General features: G+C 61.7%; 16 protein-coding genes and 1 pseudogene. 5 read left to right on the top strand and 12 right to left on the bottom strand.

From position 1 onward, the window contains the following. Positions 1 to 20: 20 nt before the first annotated feature. The 4 genes from ACWR1S_RS24310 to ACWR1S_RS24295 form a co-directional block, all read right to left on the bottom strand. Positions 21 to 1,691, bottom strand: a complete 1,671-nt coding sequence (locus ACWR1S_RS24310) for a ShlB/FhaC/HecB family hemolysin secretion/activation protein (protein ID WP_454565268.1) — start codon at positions 1,689 to 1,691, stop codon at positions 21 to 23. A gap of 134 nt (positions 1,692 to 1,825) precedes the next feature. Beyond that, positions 1,826 to 3,409 (bottom strand): collagen-like triple helix repeat-containing protein, encoded by a 1,584-nt coding sequence (locus tag ACWR1S_RS24305; protein WP_454565267.1) that lies wholly within the window; start codon positions 3,407 to 3,409, stop codon positions 1,826 to 1,828. Between the two features lie 299 nt (positions 3,410 to 3,708). After that, on the bottom strand, positions 3,709 to 4,563 hold the full coding sequence (locus ACWR1S_RS24300; RefSeq protein WP_454565266.1) for a MaoC family dehydratase: 855 nt from the start codon (positions 4,561 to 4,563) through the stop codon (positions 3,709 to 3,711). Positions 4,564 to 4,565: 2 nt separating this feature from the next. Further along, positions 4,566 to 5,918: a 3-oxoacyl-ACP reductase gene (locus tag ACWR1S_RS24295; protein ID WP_454565265.1), complete on the bottom strand. Its 1,353-nt coding sequence runs from the start codon at positions 5,916 to 5,918 to the stop codon at positions 4,566 to 4,568. Between the two features lie 253 nt (positions 5,919 to 6,171). Between ACWR1S_RS24295 and ACWR1S_RS24290 the strand changes: the two genes are divergently transcribed. After that, complete coding sequence (locus ACWR1S_RS24290; protein ID WP_454565264.1) at positions 6,172 to 7,449, top strand: acetyl-CoA C-acetyltransferase; 1,278 nt, start codon at positions 6,172 to 6,174, stop codon at positions 7,447 to 7,449. Between the two features lie 186 nt (positions 7,450 to 7,635). Here ACWR1S_RS24290 and ACWR1S_RS24285 read toward each other — a convergent pair whose 3' ends face one another. Further along, positions 7,636 to 8,364, bottom strand: coding sequence for a methyl-accepting chemotaxis protein (locus tag ACWR1S_RS24285; protein ID WP_371857759.1), 729 nt, complete (start codon positions 8,362 to 8,364; stop codon positions 7,636 to 7,638). 129 nt (positions 8,365 to 8,493) lie between these two features. After that, a pseudogene (locus ACWR1S_RS24280) lies at positions 8,494 to 9,501 on the bottom strand (cache domain-containing protein); the annotation flags it as partial. A 528-nt stretch (positions 9,502 to 10,029) separates the two neighbouring features. On the opposite strand from ACWR1S_RS24280, the gene ACWR1S_RS24275 reads away from it, so the two are divergent. Next, positions 10,030 to 10,926 carry a PA4780 family RIO1-like protein kinase gene (locus tag ACWR1S_RS24275; protein WP_007914672.1) on the top strand — a complete coding sequence of 299 codons (897 nt, stop codon included), beginning with the start codon at positions 10,030 to 10,032 and terminating at the stop codon, positions 10,924 to 10,926. Positions 10,927 to 11,268: 342 nt separating this feature from the next. Beyond that, positions 11,269 to 12,477: an MFS transporter gene (locus tag ACWR1S_RS24270; RefSeq protein ID WP_454565263.1), complete on the top strand. Its 1,209-nt coding sequence runs from the start codon at positions 11,269 to 11,271 to the stop codon at positions 12,475 to 12,477. Here the strand turns inward: ACWR1S_RS24270 and cueR are convergent. The 3 genes from cueR to ACWR1S_RS24255 all read right to left on the bottom strand — a co-directional run bounded on the left by cueR (position 12,431) and on the right by ACWR1S_RS24255 (position 15,813). Then, positions 12,431 to 12,844 carry a Cu(I)-responsive transcriptional regulator gene (gene cueR / locus ACWR1S_RS24265; protein WP_025111722.1) on the bottom strand — a complete coding sequence of 138 codons (414 nt, stop codon included), beginning with the start codon at positions 12,842 to 12,844 and terminating at the stop codon, positions 12,431 to 12,433. The genes ACWR1S_RS24270 and cueR overlap by 47 nt on opposite strands. Continuing rightward, the gene (locus tag ACWR1S_RS24260; protein WP_454565262.1) at positions 12,841 to 15,234 is read right to left on the bottom strand and encodes a heavy metal translocating P-type ATPase; all 2,394 of its coding nucleotides are present in this window, start codon (positions 15,232 to 15,234) and stop codon (positions 12,841 to 12,843) included. The genes cueR and ACWR1S_RS24260 overlap by 4 nt, the downstream gene beginning before the upstream one ends. 195 nt (positions 15,235 to 15,429) lie before the next feature. Further along, a complete protein-coding gene (locus tag ACWR1S_RS24255) occupies positions 15,430 to 15,813 on the bottom strand; it encodes a hypothetical protein (protein ID WP_242208408.1) in 384 nt (127 codons plus the stop codon). A gap of 147 nt (positions 15,814 to 15,960) precedes the next feature. Between ACWR1S_RS24255 and ACWR1S_RS24250 the strand changes: the two genes are divergently transcribed. Both ACWR1S_RS24250 and ACWR1S_RS24245 read left to right on the top strand, forming a co-directional pair. Next, on the top strand, positions 15,961 to 16,158 hold the full coding sequence (locus ACWR1S_RS24250; protein WP_331694247.1) for a cation transporter: 198 nt from the start codon (positions 15,961 to 15,963) through the stop codon (positions 16,156 to 16,158). A 113-nt stretch (positions 16,159 to 16,271) separates the two neighbouring features. Then, positions 16,272 to 17,474: a multidrug effflux MFS transporter gene (locus ACWR1S_RS24245; protein ID WP_454565261.1), complete on the top strand. Its 1,203-nt coding sequence runs from the start codon at positions 16,272 to 16,274 to the stop codon at positions 17,472 to 17,474. A 7-nt stretch (positions 17,475 to 17,481) separates the two neighbouring features. Here the strand turns inward: ACWR1S_RS24245 and ACWR1S_RS24240 are convergent, their stop codons facing one another. The 3 genes from ACWR1S_RS24240 to ACWR1S_RS24230 all read right to left on the bottom strand — a co-directional run bounded on the left by ACWR1S_RS24240 (position 17,482) and on the right by ACWR1S_RS24230 (position 19,153). Beyond that, entirely contained in the window at positions 17,482 to 17,655 is a 174-nt protein-coding gene (locus tag ACWR1S_RS24240; protein WP_007914687.1) for a hypothetical protein, read from the bottom strand. Positions 17,656 to 17,815: 160 nt separating this feature from the next. Beyond that, positions 17,816 to 18,829, bottom strand: coding sequence for a zinc-binding alcohol dehydrogenase family protein (locus tag ACWR1S_RS24235; RefSeq protein ID WP_454565260.1), 1,014 nt, complete (start codon positions 18,827 to 18,829; stop codon positions 17,816 to 17,818). 30 nt (positions 18,830 to 18,859) lie between these two features. Further along, positions 18,860 to 19,153, bottom strand: coding sequence for a putative quinol monooxygenase (locus ACWR1S_RS24230; RefSeq protein WP_454565259.1), 294 nt, complete (start codon positions 19,151 to 19,153; stop codon positions 18,860 to 18,862). Positions 19,154 to 19,220: the final 67 nt, after the last annotated feature.

Below are 19,220 nucleotides of genomic sequence, written 5' to 3'. Positions count from 1 at the left end.
CGCGGAGTGCAATCCCGGTCCTACAACTGATAGCTGAAACTAATGCTGTACCGAGGCTTGCGATTGAACGTATCCAGTGCTTCATCCGACATGGCCTTCGCCGCCTCCAGCGCAATGTTGTAGTACTTGGCATCGCCAAACCGCAGCCCGATCGCCGTCGATGACAGGTTGTTGGCCCGCACCGGCAATTCGTTGAACCAGCTGCGCGAGCGGTCGAGCACGACATACGGTTGCAGGACGCGCACCCAGTTGCCGTCGCGGTTGAAGCTGTAGTTGACCTCGTACGCCACGCCCCAGCCCTTGTCGCCAGACGCCTGATCGTCGGGATAACCGCGACCGAAATTCTGCCCGCCGAATACCGCGCGCTCGCTGTCGGGCAGGGTGTCGTCGCTCCAGTACAACGCAGCCGACAGCACGCCTTGCCAGTTATCGAAGAACTTGTCGCTCTGTACGCCGGACAGCCGCACGCGGAAGAAATCGAGGTCGATGGCGTCGTTGTTGGTTTTCGCGCCCATGCTGTCGAGGCCTTGGTATACGCCGCCGCTGAGGATTCGCAGCTGGCGCGCATCAGCCTTGCGCCAGTCACTCTCGAAGGCGAGGGCGCGGATGTCGGTGCGCTCTTCGACGCTCAGCGGAAAGCCGACCACGTTGTAGCGAGTCTTGTCGTTGACCGCGTAAAGCCTTGAGCCGGCGGTCAGCAGTTCGTTGGAGGCGGCAATCAGCGGCAACGTGAAACCGATCGAGTAGCGATCGTTTTCGCGGTGCGGTTTGAGCTGCAGGCCGTTGTCGAGCACGACGTTGGTGCCGGGGTCGGCGCGGTAGCGTGAGGCGGACAAGGCCAGTTGCGCGCCCTCGTCATTGAGGAACTGGTTGTAGTCGAGGCGGTAGTAATGTTCGTGGTCGTCACCCGGCGGGAACAAGCCGCTGAGGCTCAGTTGCTCGCCCATTGAAGTCTGCGAGTTACTGCTGACGCCGAGCAAAGCCTGGGTGCCGTTGCGGTTGTCTTCAGTGGTGCTCAGGGTGCTGGTGAACGGTTTGCGACTGGCCTGGGCGACCAAAGTGGTGGCGCCATCGGTGGTGCCGGGCGGTGGCACCTGGGCCTGGATTGTCACCCCGGGGATGCGGGTCATCAGTGTGGTGTAACGCTCGAAAGTCTTACGGGTCAGCGGCCGTTCGGCCTGGATTTTCGCCGCCAGTTTGTCGATGAGTCCTTTGACCCGGCCAACATCGCCCTGCATCTGGATATCCCGTACGTAACCTTCCACCAGGACCACGCGCGCTACGCCGTCATTGAAGTTTTGCTGCGGCAAGAACGCGTACGACAGCAGGTAACCGTCCTGCTGATAACGCCGGGTGATGTTGCGGGTGGCTTCGATCAGATCGGCGAGTCGGGTCTCATGACCGATCAGCGGTTTGTAGATTTCAGCGAGTTCGTTGAGCGGGTAAAGGGTTCCGCCTTCGATCTGCACGGTTTGCAGATTGATTTTGGTGTCCATCAACAGCGGTTGCGCGGCGGCTGCTCCGGCATCGGGCACCTGCACGGGCGCGGCGCTGGGGCGGTACGCGTCGGCTGGCAGGTTCGGCACGGGCAGGTTGCGGATGGTTTCGTTGCTGTTGAGAAAACTGGGCAGGGTGTCGGCGAGGGCGGCGGAACTGAGACTGAGGAACAGCAGGGATGCCATTACGCGCATAGGACACTCCATGGTCAGATCACGGCACTGGGCTGAATTTTCCTAAGAAAAAAGGCGGAAGACTCGTGGGAATCTTCCGCCCTCAACCAAGCGTAGGCGCTGTAGGTGAGGCCGTCGAATCGGCCAGGTGCAATTTAGCGTTTGTTGCCTCCCAGGGTGCCAGTCAGACCACCGAGTACACCGCCCAGACCGCCACTGGTGGTACCCCCGCTGGTGCCGCCGTTAACCAGGCCGCCGACGGTGGCGACGGTGCCGCCGACGTTGCTGACCAGACCACCGACTGCGGTGGTGACCGGGTTGTTGGTCGCGGCAATCGCGCCACCAATATTGCTGACAGCACCGCCGACCTGACCGGTGAGACCTGCGACGGGTGATCCGAGACCTGTCGCCGCACCGACTTGTTGAGTCACGTTGGTAACGGCGCTGGTGACCGGGTTCAGGCCATTGCCCAAGGTGGCGCCCACCGTGGCCAGAGGTGAAGTTGTCGCGGTGATCGGGGTGCCCGATCCGCCCAGCACGGTGTTGAGCGACGCGACGGTGTTGCCCAGGCCGACAGCGGTAACGCCACCGGCGCTGACGACGCCATTGGTATTCCCGGCATTCAGGCCTGCGCCGACGTTGACCACGGCACCGCCAACGGTTTGCAACAACCCGGTGCCGCCGAGGCCGCCGCCCAAGCCACCACCCACTCCACCGGTACCCGAACCAGTGCCGTTAGACACCAGACCACCGGCCTTGCCGACTGCGGTGCCGGTATCGCTCAACGCGCCGCCGAGTGTGTTGGTCAGGGCATTGCCGTTACCCGCATCGGTGACCTTGCCGCCCAGGGTGTTCACTGCGCCGCCGACTTGCGAGATCACGCCTTTGAGTGGATCGCCGAGCCCGGTGGCATCACCGACCTTGTCCGTTGTGCTTTCGACCATGGCGATGACTGGCACCAGACTGGCGCCGAGTTGGTTGGTCAGTTGGCTGGTCGGGCCGTTGGTGAGCGTGGTGTCGAGGGTATTGCCGAGCATGGTGACTTTCTCACCGACACCATCGAGCAGCGGCGCGACTTTGGTGACCACTCCGCCTACCACCGGAACGCTGCCGGTGGCGGTCGCCAGTTTGCCGCTGAGATCGGAAACGCCGTTGCCGACATCGGTGACCACGCCGCCGACCGAAGCGACGGTGGTGGTCAGGCCTTTAGGGTCGGTGGGCAGTTTGCCGATGCCATTGGCGACGCCATCACCCAAGGTGCTGACAACATTGCCTGCGGTGTTGGCCGCACTCTGCACCACACCACCGACCACCGGTACGGTGCTCAGCGAGTCGCCGATCTGGCCAACGCCATCGCCGACACCCGCGACGGTCTTACCGACATCCTGCACCAGGGTGGTGGTCACCAGCGGTGTAGTGGTTGGATTAGTCGGATTGGTTGGATCAGTCGGATCTGTCGGGTTGGTTGGATTGGTCGGATCGGTGCCACCTGTACCGCCGGTTCCGCCAGTACCACCTGTGTTGCCGGTGCCGCCAGTGCCACCAGTGCCCGCAGTATCACCGGTGCCCCCCGTACCGCCAGTACCCGAGGTGCCACCAGTGCCGGCGCTACCGTCCGCCGCAGAACTGCCGGAACTGCTGTGATGGCCGCCACCGCCGCTGCTGCAACCGGCGAGGCCAAGGGAGAGAATCAATGCCAGAGCGATTGCTGATTTGCACCACACGTCTTGAGTTTTCATGATTGAGATTCCTTGCACCTGTCACAACGTACGTTGTATTCGATGGCTCGCCGGTCTGTTGCCGGTGATGCCTTCGCCCGTTGTGCTCAATCTCAGTCCAGGGGCAGGTTTCAGACCATTCTCAAGTTGGTATTAACGCCTTTATATATAAGGTGAAGTTCAACGCCTAAGGACTAATACCCAGGATATAGCCGGACAAAAAAAGGCCTTGATAATCAAGGCCCGGGATTTTTCGGCGAAGGGGAAGAGGGCGGGAAAAACTTAAGTGATATACACACAATTAACGGTGTTCCGAGTGCTCAGGCAATCGGTTGCCACTGCCCGACCATGTGTTCCAGCTCGTTCACACCGACCAGACGCAACTCACCACCGGACCCCGCCGCACTCGCGAGTAATGTCACCTCACTGGGCAAGCGCACCGGTTTGCGAAAGTGCACCGCGATTTCGAGATTGGCCTTGGGCAAATGATCGCTCAGCGCCGCGAGCGTTCGCGCCTTGTTCCACAGACCATGGGCGATGGCTGTCGGGAAACCAAACAGCTTGGCACTCGCCGCGCTCAAGTGAATCGGGTTGTAGTCTCCGGACACTTTGGCGTATTGCCGACCAATGTCGGCCGGAGCGCTCCAGCGCGCCACTTCCACCAGCGATTGCGAGGGTTCCCAGATGTGCTCGACAGCTTCGCCCTCAAGCTTGACACCGCGACAGAGCATTTGGCTTTCGGCTTCCCACAACGGCCCAAGTTGATCATCCAGAGTGGTCAGCAGATCGAACGTCGCACCTTTGGGATGCGCTTGCAGATTCGTCAAGCGCACGCTCACCTGCGCCCGACTGATCCCGCCCATCGGGCGTAGCACGCGAATGCGGTTGCTCAAATGAATCAGCCCCAACAGGGGAAACGGAAACTCTTTGGCGGTGAGCAATTGCATCTGCAAGGCAAAGGCGAGGATGTGTGGGTACGTTGGAGGCAGCAAACCGTCATCGACGAATCCGCAGACCTTGCGATAGGCCGCCAAGCGTTTGCCATCGACATCGACCCAGCAGCGCAAGCCGCTGTCGGGCAATTGCGTGCCGGTGATTTTCCGTCGCGTCGCCGCCCGTGCGTACAGCCCGGGCAGACTCGGTTCGCGATCCAGCGTGTGCCATTCGATGCTCATGCCTAAGCCCCCAGAACACTTTGTCCACAGACCCGCAGCGCCTGCCCGGTGAATGCGCCGGTCCCCGGTTGTGCCAGCCACGCGACCGCTTCGGCAACGTCCTGCGGCCAGCCGCCCTGACCGAGCGAACTCATGCGCCGCCCGGCCTCGCGCAGGCCGAACGGAATGTGCGCGGTCATCTGCGTTTCGATGAAACCGGGCGCGACGGCATTGATGCTGATGCCGCGAGCCAACAGCGTGGGTGCCCAGGCCTGCGCCAGACCGATCAGTCCGGCCTTGCTCGCGGCGTAGTTGGTTTGCCCGCGGTTGCCGGCGATGCCGCTGATCGAGGCCAGCAGAATCACCCGTGCATCATCGTGCAGCGTGCCGCTGTCGAGCAGCGCTTTGGTCAACACTTGCGGGGCGTTGAGGTTGACCGCCAGCACCGCGTCCCAGAATTCCGGTGTCATGTTGGCCAACGTCTTGTCGCGGGTGATGCCGGCGTTGTGCACCAGAATGTCGAGGCCGTCGGGCAGCTGTTCGATCAGTTGCGTGGCGGCGTCTTCGGCGCAGATGTCGAGAGTGATGGCGCGCCCGCCGAGACGCGCGGCGAGGGCTTCAAGATCGGTCTTGGCCGGGGGAACATCGAGCAGGATCACCTCGGCGCCATCGCGGGCCAGCGTTTCGGCAATGGACGCGCCGATGCCCCGTGCCGCTCCGGTGACCAACGCCTTGCGCCCGGCCAAGGGCCGCGTCCAGTCGGTGACTGGCGTCGCGCAAGCCGTCAGGCGAATGACTTGTCCGGAGACGAACGCGCTTTTCGGCGAGAGGAAAAACCGCAGCGGACCTTCCAGTTGATCTTCAGCACCTTCGCCGACGTAGATCAGTTGCAGCGTGCCGCCGCTGCGCAGCTCCTTGGCCAGCGAACGGGAAAACCCTTCCAGCGCTCGCTGCGCACTGGCGGCAAACGGATCCGTCAGGGTTTCCGGCGCACGGCCAAGAATCACCAGGTGCGCGCTGTGCTCAAGGTTCTTCATCAATGGCTGGAAGAATTCGCGCAGCTGTTTGAGCTGGTCGGTGTGCAGCAGTTCGCTGGCGTCGAACACCACGGCTTTGAGTTTCGGGCCGTGGCCGGGAATCCATTCGGTGGCGCTCGCCGGTTGCTCGCCGTAGCGGTAGATGCCGTCGGTCAAACGGTTGGCGAAGGCACTGACGCGCTCGGCCAGCGGCCCGCCGCCGATCAGCAGCGCACCGTCCACCGGCCGCAGGCGTCCGGCCTGCCAGCGTTCCAGTCGCACCGGCGACGGCAGGCCCAGCGCCCCGACCAGACGATGGCCGATGGACGAATTGGCGAAGTCGATATAGCGGTCAGACATGGAACGCTCTCCAGAAGTTGGGGTTCAAAGTGTGGACTGTCGATGGCAATCAATCGTTCGATCCACGCAATAAGGCCTACGCTAGACACTGAGGTTTAGCAGGTCTTGCAGATATGCGCGGACCCTGTGGGAGCGAGCTTGCTCGCGAAGGCGTCGTATCAGTCAGAAAAATTGGTGAATGTGCCGCGCTCTTCGCGAGCAAGCTCGCTCCCACAGGGATTGTTTCAACCCGAAATTTTCTAAGGAGTCATTCATGAGTCAGCTGCGCCGCGTCGCGATCATCGGCGGTAACCGTACCCCTTCCGCCCGTTCCACCGGGCCGTACGCCACGGCCAGCAATCAGGCGATGCTCCCCGCCGCTCTCGAAGGCCTGATCGAACGCTACAACCTGCACGGCCAGCGCATTGGTGAAGTGGTGGCGGGCGCGGTGCTGAAATTGTCACGAGATATGAACCTGACCCGTGAGTGTGTGCTCGGCTCGCGCCTGTCACCGGCGACGCCCGCCTATGACATTCAGCAAGCCTGCGGCACCGGCCTGGAGGCGGCGATCCTGGTGGCGAACAAGATTGCCCTCGGTCAGATCGAGAGCGGCATTGCTGGCGGCGTCGACACCACCTCGGACGCGCCGATCAGTGTCAGCGAAGGCCTGCGCAAAATTCTCCTGCAAGCCAACCGCGCCAAGACCACCGGCGACAAGCTGAAAACCTTTCTGCAACTGCGGCCGCAACACCTGATCCCGGAGTTTCCACGAAACGGCGAACCGCGCACGGGCCTGTCGATGGGCCAGCACTGTGAGCTGATGGCGCAGACCTGGCAGATCCCGCGTGAGGATCAGGATCAACTGGCCCTCGAAAGCCACCACAAACTCGCCGCGTCCTACAGCGAAGGCTGGCACAACGACCTGATGACGCCGTTCCTGGGCCTGACTCGCGACAACAATTTGCGCCCGGACCTGACCCTGGAAAAGCTCGCAACGCTGAAACCGGCGTTCGAAAAAAGCGCGAAGGGCACGCTGACGGCGGGCAACTCCACGCCGCTGACCGATGGTGCGTCTGTGGTGCTGCTCGGCAGCGAGGAGTGGGCGAAGGAACGCGGTTTGCCGATCCTCGCTTATCTGCGCGACGGCGAAGCGGCGGCGGTGGATTTCGTCAACGGTGCGGAAGGCCTGTTGATGGCGCCGGTGTATGCGGTGCCACGATTGCTGGCGCGCAACGGGCTGACCCTGCAGGATTTTGATTACTACGAAATTCACGAAGCGTTCGCAGCGCAAGTGCTGTGCACGCTGAAGGCCTGGGAAGATCCCGAATACTGCAAAACCCGGCTGGGCCTTGACGCGCCGTTGGGTTCGATCGATCGTAGCCGGCTCAATGTGAAGGGCAGTTCGCTGGCGGCCGGGCACCCGTTTGCTGCGACTGGCGGGCGTATCGTGGCGAACCTGGCGAAGTTGCTGGACGCGGCGGGGAAGGGCCGGGGGCTGATCTCGATTTGCGCCGCCGGGGGCCAAGGCGTCACCGCCATCATCGAACGCTAACGCTAAAAGAGCCCCTCACCCAAAGGGAGAGGGGACCGATTGGGGGATGCTGCAGAGTTACGCCTTCCTGATCCTGCTTTACAGAATCCATAATCGACGCGGTATTTCAGGTCGATGCATACCGTCAGACACCTCGGTCAGCCCCCTCTCCCTCCGGGAGAGGGCTGGGGTGAGGGGCTTTTGGGTTCAGGTACGAAACCGTCTGACCAACCCATCCAGCTCATTCGACAACCCCGCCAGGCTCTGCGAGTCCAGACGCGCCGAGTTGGCCAGTTCTGCCACCAACTGCGCATCCCCATGAATCTGGCTGATGTGCCGGTTGATGTCCTCAGCCACCTGATGCTGTTCTTCAGCGGCGGTAGCAATTTGCGTGTTCATGTCGCGGATCACGTCCACCGACTCGCGGATCTGCCCGAAACTCTCGCGGGCCTCGCCAATGCGCGTCACCGACTGCTGCGAAACCTGCAGGCTGGCGTGCATCTGCTGCGTGACCTGACTGGTACGTTTGGCCAGATTGCCGAGCAGGCCATCAATCTCTGCCGTCGAATCCGCCGTGCGTTTAGCCAGCGCACGCACCTCATCGGCGACCACGGCAAAGCCGCGGCCTTGCTCACCGGCGCGGGCCGCTTCGATGGCGGCATTGAGCGCCAGCAGGTTGGTCTGCTCGGCGATGGAACGGATGGTGCCGAGGATCGACTGGATATCGTTGCTGTCGCGCTCCAGTTGCTGCATCGACTGCGCCGATTGCTCCAGCTCCTGGCTCAGTTGGTCGACGCTGTTCACCGCCGCATCGATCTGCTGCTGGCCTTGACGAGCCTGACGCTGGCCGCTGTCGGCCGAGTCTGCCGCCTGACTGCACGAGCGCGCGACTTCGTTGGCAGTGGCGACCATTTCGTGGAATGCGGTCGAGACCATGTCGACGGCTTCACGCTGGCGCCCGGCCGCTTCGGCCATGTCGCTCGAGACGCGGGTCGAACTCTGCGAGGTCGCGAGGATTTTCCCGGCCGCGCCGCCGATGTGCTGGATCAGGCTGCGGATCGCGGTGAGGAACTGATTGAACCAGTTGGCCAGTTGCGCGGTTTCATCGTTGCCCCGGATATCGAGGTTTTTGGTCAGGTCGCCTTCGCCCTGCGCAATGCCTTCCAGACCACTGGCGACGCTGCGGATCGGCCGCACGATGAGGGTAGCGAAACTGGCGCCAACCACGGCGAACAGCACGGCCAGCACGGCGGCGATGATCGCGATCAGCCAGGTCAGTTGCGTGGCCGAGCTCATCACGTCGCTCTGCTTGATCAGGCCGACGAAGGTCCAGCCCAATTGCTCCGACGGCCAGACGTTGGCCATGTAGCGCTCGCCATTAAGCTCGACTTCGACCAGGCCTTTGCCGGCCTTGGCCAGTTGCGCATAGCCTTCGCCGAGGCTGTCCAGCGGCTTGAAGTTGTGTTCCGGCTGCTTTGGATCGACCAGCACCGTGCCGCTGTTTTCCAGGAGCATCAGGTAGCCGGTTTCGCCCAGCTTGATCTGTTTGACGATCTCGGTGAGCTGCTTGAGCGTTACGTCGATGCTGACCACGCCGCCGTTGCTGCCGAGTTTGTTATCGATGGTGCGCACCGTGCTGACGTAGGTCGCATCGTCCTGTGCCCAGTAATAGGCGGCGGTACGGAACGGTTTGCCCGGTTTGGCCTGGGCGGCCTTGTACCAGGGACGCTGACGCGGATCGTAGTTATTGAGCTTGGGGTCGTCCGGCCACGACACGTAACCGCCGGCGGCGGTGCCGACGATGGCATAGGCGTACGCCGGGTGGGCGTTGCCCAGATCCTGAAGGAACGCGAAGACCTTTTTGTCCATCTCGCCCTGCGGGATGGATTCGGCGTTGGCGCTCATGTAGGTCTTGAGGCTGTCGTCGGTGTTTTTGATCAGCGGCTGCGACGCCAGGTAATCGACGTTCTGACTGATGCCGTCAAAAAACAGCTGCATGGCATTGCTGACCTGACGAATCTCGCGACCGCTGCTGTCGACAAAGTTGTCCCGGGCATCGCTGCGCAAGTTCATCACCACCAGGGTCGCGACCAGCACCACCGGCAAGCAGGCGATGATTGCAAACGCCCACGTCAATTTCTGTTTGATGTTCATCCGCGCTCCAGATTTTCTTGTAGGCCCACGCAGTGCAGATGACTTGTGGTTTATTGGCAGCCGAAAACGTTGTGGATCACCCGTTTCCCTGAGTGCAGCATCGCTGATTGTTTTGGAACGATTGTCGGACAAATCCCTCTGTCATTGAGGGCTTCGGCTGCAAAACAGGGAAATTGAGGCGCCTTTGCAAAAAACTTCCGAAGGGTCATCGGTCGAATGTCAGATTCTGTCGCAAATGCCCTTGAAGACATGTACCAACAAGTACAACCGGCTCGGCTATGATTGCCGACGGTCGATGCGCGAACGCAAAGTTGGCCCTGTTTAATCCGGCACAGTGTGTGCATTCTCAACGTTCACAGGTCGGTAACCCCTCCCCGTGATGCGAGGATTGCCGTATAACGAGTGACATTCGCGTGTTTGGTAATAAAGGACCCACAATAAAAGCTGATGAAGACTCCAAAACGCATTGAACCCCTGATCGAGGACGGTCTGGTCGACGAAGTGCTGCGCCCACTGATGAGTGGTAAAGAAGCAGCTGTTTATGTGGTGCGCTGCGGCAATCAGTTACGTTGCGCAAAGGTCTACAAGGAGGCGAACAAACGCAGTTTCCGCCAGGCGGCCGAGTATCAGGAAGGCCGCAAGGTCCGCAACAGCCGACAGGCTCGGGCGATGGCGAAGGGCTCCAAGTTCGGTCGCAAAGAGACCGAAGATGCCTGGCAGAACGCTGAGGTGGCGGCACTGTTCCGTCTGGCCGGTGCCGGCGTGCGGGTGCCCAAACCGTACGACTTCCTCGACGGCGTGCTGTTGATGGAACTGGTGGCCGACGAGTTCGGCGACGCCGCGCCGCGTCTGAACGACGTGGTGCTGGAACCGGATCAGGCGCGCGAGTATCACGCGTTCCTGATTTCGCAGATCGTGCTGATGTTGTGTACCGGTCTGGTGCACGGTGACCTCTCTGAGTTCAACGTGCTGCTGACACCGACCGGCCCGGTCATCATCGACCTGCCGCAAGCGGTTGACGCTGCCGGCAACAACCACGCGTTCAGCATGCTGGAGCGCGATGTCGGCAACATGGCTTCGTACTTCGGTCGCTTTGCGCCGGAGTTGAAACTGACCAAGTACGCGAAAGAAATGTGGGCGCTGTACGAAGCCGGCACCTTGCACCCGAACAGCGTGCTGACCGGTGAGTTCGATGATCCGGAAGACCTGGCCGATGTGGGCGGGGTGTTGCGCGAGATCGAAGCGGCGCGCCTCGACGAGGAACGCAAGCAGGCCATCCGTGCGGCGGACGACGAGCCGAAAGGCAAATCCGACGAACCACCGCCGCCACCGTGGATGCAGTGATTGCTTGATGAGAAACCCGGCTTCGGCCGGGTTTTTTTGTTTGAACCAGAAGCACCCTCACCCCAGCCCTCCCGAAACGTCGGACCGCCCAGAGGGAGAGGGGGCCGACCGAGGTGTCTTGCGTCATACATCGACCTGAAACACCGGGTCGATTATGGATTGGATGGGGTCAGCAATTGGACCTGTCTGGATTCAGTAAAGAAATTTCAGGTCCGCGAACCTCTGAAGCATCCCCCAATCAGTCCCCTCTCCCCCTGGGAGAGGGCTAGGGTGAGGGCTCTTTCGGATCCCCGCAAATTCAAGTCTACTGTCCACCGCTCCAACCACACTCAAGGACTGAATGTGACCACCCCACGCAACACCCACCTGATCGTCACCGCCCGCCTGATCTCCGATTTCGGCGCCTTCCTCAACATGGTCGCGCTGGCCACCTACGTCTATCTGCTGAGCAACAGTGCCATGAGCGTCGGGGTTTTCCTCGCCAGTCGCGTGGGCGGAGGGATCTTTGCCAGTCTGATCGGCACCCGGTTTTATCGCCGCTGGAGCGGGCGCGCACCGCTGATTGCGTTCGACCTGCTGCGCGCCAGCGTGCTCGGACTGTTGTTGATCGTGCCCGTCAGCCTGCAGGCCTTGTTGTTGCCGGTGATCGCCTTCGGTCTGGGCTTGGGCAACTCGATGTTCGCCATCGGCCTCAACAGCCAGTTGCCGCGTCTGATCCCCGCCGAGCAATTGCTCAAGGCCAACGCCTGGATCACCTCGGCGTCATCCGCCGCAATGGTCGGTGGCAGTCTGGTTTCAGGTTTGCTGGTGGCGGGTTTTGGTTTTGAAACGGTATTCGCACTGAATGCGCTGACCTATGTGCTGGCAGCGTTGTTGATCGTACCGCTGCGTTTCGAACCTGCAACAGCCAACGAGGAAACCGAACGCGGCGAATGGTCTGCCCTCAAGCAGGGCTTGCGCTCTACGCCGGTGATTGCCGCCATGCTGGCGGTGACGATGGCCGACACCCTGGGCAGCGCCGCGCACAACGTCGGCTTTCCGATCATTTCCAGACTGCTCACGCCGGAGTCGGCGAGCACTACGCTGGGGCTGATGCTCGCCGTGTGGGCCAGCGGCAAACTGCTGGGGGCGCGAATCGCCAGCCGTCTCAAAGGCTCGGACAACACTCATCTAGAGCGACGGTTTTTCTTCGGCGTGGCGCTGATGTCCTGCGGCTTTATCCTGATGTTCCAGCAACACAGCCTCTACGGTCTGCTGCTGTTTTCATTGCCGGCGGGCCTGGGTGACGGTTTTTCCGAAGTCGGATTGATGTCGCGACTGCAACGCGAACCCGAGCATTTGCGCCTGCCGGTCTTCAGTTTTCTGACCTTGCTGCAAATGACCGGGTTCGGCATCGGCATGCTCATCGCTGCGCCGTTCTATGGGTGGTGGACCCCGGGTGCCGTGGTCATGCTGTTCCACGGCATTCCCCTCGGCACATTGCTGACGGTGAAAGTGCTTGCCCTCAAGCGCGGGCGGGTTGCGCGCAGCAGCCCGACGCCAGTTCCTTGAGGATCGGGCAGTCGGGGCGGTGGTCGCCGTTGCAGTGCTCGACGAGGTCTTGGAGGGTGTCGCGCAACTCGCCAAGTTCACGAATCTTCTGATTCAACTCGTCGATGTGCTGTCGCGCCAAGGCCTTCACATCGGCGCTGGCGCGCTGGCGATCCTGCCAGAGGGTCAGCAGTTTGCCGACCTCTTCCAGGGAAAACCCCAGATCCCGTGAGCGCTTGATGAAGGCCAGCGTGTGCAGGTCATCGTCGCCGTAGACCCGGTAACCGCTGTCGGTGCGATGGGCCGCTTTGAGCAAACCGATCGACTCGTAATAACGGATCATTTTTGCGCTCAGGCCGCTGTGTCTGGCCGCTTGGCCGATGTTCATCGGTGTTCCTCCAGGTCCTTGGGTTTCCAGGTTTTCAACAGTAGCGCATTGCTCACCACGCTGACGCTAGACAATGCCATCGCCGCACCGGCCAGCACCGGATTAAGGAAACCGAACGCCGCCAGCGGAATGCCGATCAGGTTATAGGCGAAGGCCCAGAACAGGTTTTGGCGGATCTTCGCATAGGTCTTGCGACTGATCTCCAGCGCCGCCGGCACCAGCCGTGGATCGCCGCGCATCAGGGTGATGCCCGCCGCGTGCATGGCCACATCGGTGCCGCCGCCCATGGCGATGCCGATGTCGGCAGCGGCGAGGGCCGGGGCATCGTTGATGCCGTCACCGACCATGGCGACTACGCCGGTTTTTTTCAGCTCAGTGACGGTCGCGGCTTTGTCCGCCGGCAGCACTTCAGCGTGGACATTGCTGATGCCCAAAGCCTCGGCGACGACGCGAGCGCTGCCGCGATTGTCGCCGGTCAGTAGATGGCTGTGGATATCGCGGGCGGCGAGTTGTTGCACCGCTTCCAGTGCGCCGGGTTTCAAGGTGTCACCGAAGGCGAACAAACCGAGCACTTTCGCTTCAGGACCTTGTTCGATTAACCACGACAGGGTGCGACCCTCGGCCTCCCATGCCTGGGCAGACTCGCTCAGGTCGCCCGCGCTCAAACCACTGTCTTCGAGCATCCGCCGATTACCCAGCGCCAGACGCCGGCCTTCAAGATTGCCGGCAATGCCGCGACCGGTCAGCGATTGGCTGTCGCTGACATCCGGCACGTTCAGGCCTCGTTCGGCGGCTGCATCCAGCACCGCTTTGGCCAGCGGATGTTCACTGCCGCGTTGCAGCGCGCCGGCCAGTGTCAGCAGGTTGTTTTCGTCACCGTCGATGGCGCTGAAGTGGGCGATGCGTGGCGTGCCGGAGGTCAGCGTGCCGGTCTTGTCGAAGACCACGCTGCTGACTTCATGGGCGCGTTCCAGCGCTTCGGCGTCCTTGATCAGAATGCCGTGGCGTGCGGCGACACCGGTGCCGGCCATGATCGCGGTCGGCGTGGCAAGGCCCAGTGCACACGGACAGGCGATAACGAGCACCGCGACGGCATTGATCAGCGCGGTTTCGATTGGCGCGCCGTAGAGCCACCAGCCGATCAGTGTTGCCAACGCAATCAGCAACACCGTTGGCACGAAGATCTGGCTGACTTTATCCACCAGTTTCTGGATCGGTGCCTTGGCGGCCTGGGCGTCTTCTACCAGACGAATAATCCGCGCCAGCACGGTTTCGGTACCCAGCGCCTGGGTGCGCACCAGCAAGCGACCCTCGCCATTAATCGCGCCGCCGGTGACCTTGTCCCCAGGTTGTTTCGGCACCGGCAGGCTTTCGCCGCTGATCAGTGCTTCATCGGCATGACTCTGGCCTTCGATGACTTCGCCGTCGACCGGAAAGCGCTCGCCGGGTTTGACCAGCACCCGATCGCCCAGGCGCAGGGCGCTGATGGCGACGTCCTGCTCGCGGCCATCGATCACTTGAATTGCTCGCTCTGGACGCAACGCCTCGAGGGCGCGGATGGCGCTGGCGGTCTGGCGTTTGGCGCGGCTCTCGAGATATTTACCGAGCAGCACCAAGGCAATGACCACTGCCGAGGCTTCGAAGTACAGATGCGGCATGCGTCCGGCAGCGGTGGCCCATTCGTACAGGCTCAAGCCATAGCCGGCGCTGGTGCCAAGGGCGACCAGCAAGTCCATATTGCCGGCGCCGGCACGCACGGCTTTCCACGCGGCGACGTAGAAACGTGCACCGAAAATGAATTGCACCGGCGTGGCGAGGGCGAATTGCGCCCAGGCCGGAAGCATCCAGTGGATGCCGAACGGTTGCAGCAACATCGGCGCTACCAGCGGCAGGGCGAGGGCGATCGCGCAGATCAGCGCCCAGCGTTCATGTTTCAGTCGCTGTTGTTGGTTATCGGTTTGTGGGTGTTCGGCTTGCCAGATGCTGGCCGAATAACCGGCCTTGCTGACGGCTTCGATCAGGCATTGTGGGTCGACCTGACCGAGCAATTCGAGGTGCGCACGTTCGTTGGCGAGGTTGACGCTGACGCTTTTCACCCCGGGGACTTTGTTCAGCGCACGCTCGACGCGACCGACGCACGACGCGCAGGTCATGCCCTCAATGTTCAGTTCGATGGTTTGCTGCGGGACGCGGTACCCGGCACGTTCGACCGCATCCATCAACGCCGGCAAGCTGTCGCCGGGCGCCTGCACGCGGGCCTGCTCGGTGGCGAGATTGACGCTGACGGCACTGGCGCCGCTGACTTTGCTCAAGGCCCGCTCGACACGTCCGGCGCAACTGGCGCAGGTCATGCCGGCAATCGGCAGGTCGAAGGTGATGGAATCGGACATCGGTCGTACTCCCTGTAGTAGATGCCCACAAGGATCAACCTTGCCATGCGGGCAAGGTCAAGCGCCAATCTTTGACGCGCCGCAAAACCAACTGTGGGAGCGAGCCTGCTCGCGAAGGGGGCCGTCCCATTCAGCTTCAGCGCTGAATGACACACCGCTTTCGCGAGCAGGCTCGCCCCCACAGGTTTGATGTACTCAGTATTCGAGGGCGGCGGGGCGCAGGTACAAACCTTTGGCAGATGTCGCGATCCGGTACTTCACGACATCGCCGGCCTTGAGCGAGATTTCCTGCGCGGGTGGCGCCAGCATGCCTGGTTGACAACCCGGCACTTGGCCCGGCTCCAGTTTCAGGCGAATGGAAAACGTACCGTGTTGCAGGTTGAACGAGGTGGACTGCTCCTGAAGCAGTCGCCCGGCAAACTGATCCTGGATGTACACGCCGATCTCACAGGACGTCGGCACTTCCAGGCGCTCACGCGAGATGATCAGAACGGCGTAGTCCTCGCCGGTCGCGTTGGCCGAGGGCAGCGCGGCAAAGAGACTGAGAAAGCCAAACAGGCTGAAAGCTGACCAGCGCATGGCTGAATCTCCTGAATCGAGTCATTGATGTACGCAGCTTGGCCGAGCGCGGCGCCGAATGCCAGCCCGGCAGTTCATTGAAGAACTTGACCTTGCCATCGTGGCAAGCTCGAAACTGCCGGCAACCTCACTCAAAGGAGTCATTCCATGCAAGTGTTCAACGTTCAAGGCATGTCCTGCGGTCACTGCGTCAAAGCCATCACCAACGCGGTTCAGGCCAAGGATCCGGCGGCCAGCGTGCGGGTTGATCTGGCCGCGAAAGAAGTCGGCGTCGAAAGTGCGCTGAGTGCCGAACAAGTGATGGAAGTCATCAGCGAAGAAGGCTACGCAGTGAAACTCGTCTGAAGTTTTATAGTTAGCGAGCTATCGGAATGTTCAAGGCGTCCGGGCGCGGCTAGACTGTCGGGCTGCCGACTTGCCGACTTGCCGACTTGCCAACTTGCCAACCTGGATGCCTGATGAACTTCCGTACCATTCTGATACTCGGTGCCTTGACCGCCTTCGGGCCCTTGGCGATCGACTTCTATTTACCTGCCTTTCCCTCGATGGCGCTGGCGTTCGGCACCGACGAGAAGCACGTGCAGATGACGCTGGCGGCGTACTTTGCCGGTCTGTCCATCGGCCAACTGGCATACGGCCCGGTAGCGGATCGCTTCGGCCGACGCATCCCGTTGCTCGTGGGGCTCACGCTGTTCACCCTGGCATCACTGGCCTGCGCTTATGCGCCAAATCTGGAATGGTTGATCGGTGCACGTTTCGTCCAGGCATTGGGCGGCTGTGCCGGAATGGTGATTTCCCGGGCGGTGGTCAGCGACAAGTGCGACGCGGTGGGCTCGGCGAAAGTCTTCTCGCAATTGATGCTGGTGATGGGCCTGGCACCGATTCTGGCGCCGATGCTCGGCGGTCTGCTGGTCAACACCACCGGCTGGCAGTCGATTTTCCTGGTGCTGACCGGGTTCAGTGCACTGGCCGGTCTCGCGGTAGCGCTGGGGCTGCCGGAAAGTATGCCGGCGCACATGCCGCGTCAGCCGTTGTCCGGCGCACTGCGTCAGTACGGGCGTTTGCTCAAGGATCGGGTTTATCTCGGTCATGCCCTGACCGGCGGCATCGCCATCGCCGGGATGTTTGCTTATATCGCCGGCTCGCCGTTCATCTTCATCAAACTCTATGGCGTGCCGGCCGAGCATTTCGGCTGGCTGTTCGGCACCAATGCGGCGGGGTTCATTCTGGTGGCGCAGGTCAACGCGCGGATGTTGGCCAAGCGCGGTCCGGCGTTCCTGCTGTCGCGGGCGGTGTGGGTTTATTTCGGCGCCGGGTTGACGCTGCTCGCGGTCAGCGCGATGCATACCGCGTCCCTGTGGCCGCTGCTGATCCCACTGTTCATCTGCGTATCAAGCCTGGGCTGCATCAGCCCCAACGCCGCCGCTTGCGCGATGAACGGCCAGGGCGCGCGCGCCGGCAGTGCCTCGGCGCTGCTCGGCTGCATGCAATTCAGCGTCGCCGCCGGGGCTTCGGCACTGGTCGGGGTGTTGCACGACGGCAGCGCCGTGCCGATGGCAATCGTCATCAGCCTGTGCGGTTTGCTGGTGGTGTGCGTGGCGCTGCTCACCCGCCGCCTGCAGAATGCCCGGGCGCTGGCGCAAGCTCAGGCCGAGGCATAAGCAAGCCTCAGCCGGCGGCGCGCTGCTGGCTGCGGTCGGGAATCTGATGGGGCGCGCAGAGTCGCGCTTCGAGGGTGCGGGTGAAGGCCAGTGCTTCGGCTTCACTGCGGAATGTCACCGCGTGTTGGTCCAGACGAACCTGCCATTGAGACTTTGCCACTTCTTTTATCAGGATCTTCATTGCTGACCTCCCTTGCGTAAAAGATGTATCGCAGAGGCTTCGATTGTAGACTTGAATACGATCGCAATTGTGACAAGGGTCAAGCATCGGACTGACGGCAAAAAACGGCGCAGCCCCGCCGACCGCTCTAGGTCTGGCGAAGGCTGCGCTGTGCGGTTTTTTAGAAACCTTCTAAAACAATTTTCCCCTTGGCTTTGCCACTTTCCAGCAGTTCATGGGCGCGACGCAGGTTCGCCGCATTGATCGTGCCGAAATGCTCGCCCACGGTCGTTTTCAATGTGCCTGCGTCAATCAGCTCCGCCACGCGGTTGAGCAGTTTGTGCTGTTCGATCATGTCCGGCGTTTCGAACAGCGAGCGGGTGTACATGAACTCCCAGTGCAGCGACAGGCTCTTGCGCTTGAGTTTGCTCACGTCCAGCGACTTCGGATCGTCGATCAGCGCCAGTTGGCCTTGCGGCGCCAGCGCCTCGACCAGTTGATCCAGATGCTGATCGGTCTGGGTCAGACTGGCGACGTGAGTCACGCTGTCGATCCCGGCGCGCTTGAGCTCTTCGCTCAGCGGCTGGCTGTGATCGATGACCAGGTCGGCGCCCAGTTCTTTGACCCAGTCGCGGGTTTGCTGGCGGGACGCGGTGCCGATCACTTGCAGCCCGGTCAATTGCTTGGCCAACTGAGTGAGAATCGAACCCACACCACCGGCCGCGCCAACGATCAGCAGACTCTGGCCTTCATCGGCTTTGCCTTCGCGGATCTGCAGGCGTTCGAACAACAACTCCCACGCGGTGATCGCGGTCAGCGGCAGTGCGGCGGCTTCAGCAAAGCCAAGGGATTTCGGCATATGGCCGACAATGCGCTCATCCACCACGTGCAGTTCACTGTTGCCACCAGCCCGAGCGATGGAGCCGGCGTAGAAGACTTTATCGCCGGCCTTGAACAACGTCACCTCGCTGCCGACGGCTTTGACCACACCGGCAACGTCCCAGCCCAGCACTTTCGCCGCGCCGTTTTCCGGTGCCACGTTCTGGCGCACTTTGGTGTCGACCGGGTTGACCGAGATGGCTTTGACTTCCACCAGAAGGTCGCGCGGGCCGGCGACCGGTTCTGGCAGTTCAATGTCTTGCAGGGATTTGGCGTCGCTGATCGGCAAGGAAGCGTAATAGGCAATGGCTTTCATGAATGGCTCCGTACAGTTAATAGAAGAAGATCAGGCAATCGCGCCGAGGCGCTTGAGCTGGAAGTGTTCGATGGCGTGGCCGGCGCTGGCCTGGAAATGCTGGAAATGCGCGCTGGCGTTGTGCGCCTCGAGAATCGCTTCGCTGGCCCAGTGTTCGATCACATAAAACACCTGCGGGTCGGCGAGATCGCGGTGCAAGTCGTACTGGCTGCAACCGTCTTCGGCGCGACTCGGTGCCACCAGGGCGCGCAGTCCCTGTTCAAGAAGATCCTGTTGGCCCGGTTTGGCGACCAGGGTGGCGATGGCGGTGAATGGCTGGGACATGCTCGGCTCCAGAGAAGCGGGATGAATGCGATGGAAGCGATGATTGGCTATTTCTCTACGAGATAAA

The sequence above is a fragment of the Pseudomonas sp. AIG genome (assembly GCF_977020205.1).
The sequence above is the reverse complement of the archived record's forward strand: the minus strand, read 5'-3'. Positions and strand labels throughout refer to the sequence as shown.